This window comes from Variovorax sp. P1_H12_2 (genome assembly GCF_056405335.1).
This window is the reverse complement of record NZ_JBFUCI010000686.1, coordinates 1-1,788: the sequence shown is the minus strand read 5'-3', so window position 1 is coordinate 1,788 and position 1,788 is coordinate 1. Positions and strand designations below refer to the sequence as shown.

The window sequence follows — 1,788 nt, the reverse complement described above, 5'->3', positions numbered from 1 at the left end:
CTATTGCCCGCCTGGCAAGGACAACACCTGCGGCAAGCGCTTCTGCTGGAAGCTCGGCGACCTGCCGGAGGGATACGACCACAAATACACGTACTCGCATCTCGGCTACAACCTGAAGATCACCGACATGCAGGCTGCCTGTGCGCTGGCCCAACTCGACAGGCTCGACGGATTCGTGGCAGCGCGCAAGAAGAACTTCGACTACCTCAAGGACCGGCTGCGCGGTGCAGAAGAGTTTCTCGAATTGCCCGAGGCCACGCCCGGCGCCGAACCATCCTGGTTCGGCTTTCCCATCACCCTGCGTGAAGCCGCCAACACGCGGCGCGTAGACCTGTTGACCTACCTCGACCAGCAAAAGGTCGGCACGCGACTCCTGTTCGCAGGAAATCTGCTGCGCCAGCCCTACATGGTCGGGCGCAAGTACCGGGTGGTGGGGGAACTCAAACACACAGACCGCATCATGAACGACACGTTCTGGATCGGCGTCTATCCAGGTCTGACCGAGCCCATGCTCGACCATGTCGTCGAAAGCATCGAAACCTATCTTGGCCTGCGGTTTGACTGATCCGGTCAAGCCGGTTTCAAGAGAGGATCTCGACGAGATCCTGCGACTGACCGCCACCGCGGTGTGGGAGGGTCTTCGCGAACAATCTCTGTTCATCACCGGCGGGACTGGCTTCGTGGGCAAGTGGTTGCTGGAGTGCTTGCTCCACGCCGATCGCGAGATGGATCTGGGGCTGAAGTTGACGGTGCTGACGCGGGAGCCCGACAGCTTTGCGCGTGCCTCCGCCCACTTGGCGAAGGCGCCGGTTGTGCATCTCGTCAAGGGCGATGTTGTCGACTTTGAGTTCCCTCGCGGGGTATTCTCTTCGGTCGTGCATGCCGCCTTGCCTGTGGCGCCCCCGCAAGCGGGAGGCAGCGAGTTGCGGCAATTGGCCGAGGCCGGCGCGCGTCGAATTTGCGAGTTTGCGGCCGCGACCGGCGCGCGGCGGTTGCTGCACATCAGTTCCGGAGCGGTGTATGGCGCTCAATCGAGGGATGGCTTGCTGTCGGAAGATTCGCCGTGGAGCGGCGGAGATGGTGCCAACGAGTACACCCGCGCCAAGCGATTGGCCGAGACCGTCGTCGCGCAGGCGTGGCCTTTCGATGTCGTGATCGGCCGCTGTTTCGCCTTCATCGGCCCGTACCTGCTCCCATCGAGCGGTGCGGCGGCAGCCCAGTTCATCGAGCAAGCCGCATGCGGCAAGGGTGTCGTCGTCGCAGGCACAGGTGATGCGGTCCGGGCCTATCAATATGCTGGCGACATGGTGCGCTGGCTTTTGAGCGTCTTGGTGCTCGGAGCACCGGGCCGCGCTTACAACATCGGTTCCGATGCGCTGGTGACGATCGCTCAACTCGCCGACGAGGTAACTCGGCTCGGAGATACTGGCATAGCGCCGCAATTGCTCGCCCGTTCCGCCTCGGGTCTCGCCGGTGCGCACTACGTGCCCGACGTGCGGCGTGCGGCCGGCGAACTCGGTTTGACCAACGCGGTGACCCTCGAAGAGGGCATTCGCCGAACCCTTTCCTGGCGAGCCAGCGCGTAGCGCGCTGCCGCCACTTCCAATATGAAACCCCAATTTGAACCTTCGACCTTGCGCAAGACCGTGGTCGAGATGGCCTACGCGGGAAATGCCGTCCACCTGGGCTGCGCCTTCTCGATCATCGAACTGTTGTCCTGCCTTTACCACCGCCACATGCGCTATGACGAGAGCAATGCCGCCGACCCCGCGCGTGACTACCTGGTGC

2 protein-coding genes and 1 pseudogene are annotated in these 1,788 nt (G+C 63.0%); all 3 read left to right on the top strand.

Annotated elements, in window-relative coordinates:
- Positions 1 to 565 (top strand): DegT/DnrJ/EryC1/StrS family aminotransferase (locus AC1D2K_RS34195; RefSeq protein ID WP_478094813.1); only part of this gene is annotated, 565 nt, incomplete at its 5' end.
- Positions 519 to 1,586: an NAD-dependent epimerase/dehydratase family protein gene (locus tag AC1D2K_RS34190; RefSeq protein WP_478094811.1), complete on the top strand. Its 1,068-nt coding sequence runs from the start codon at positions 519 to 521 to the stop codon at positions 1,584 to 1,586. The genes AC1D2K_RS34195 and AC1D2K_RS34190, both read left to right, overlap by 47 nt.
- Positions 1,587 to 1,607: 21 nt before the next feature.
- A pseudogene (locus tag AC1D2K_RS34185) lies at positions 1,608 to 1,788 on the top strand (transketolase); the annotation flags it as partial.

Coding starts and splice junctions, on each gene's coding strand:
- AC1D2K_RS34190 (WP_478094811.1), top strand. CDS start 519: ATGTCGTCGAAAGCATCGAAACCTATCTTGGCCTGCGGTTTGACTGAT.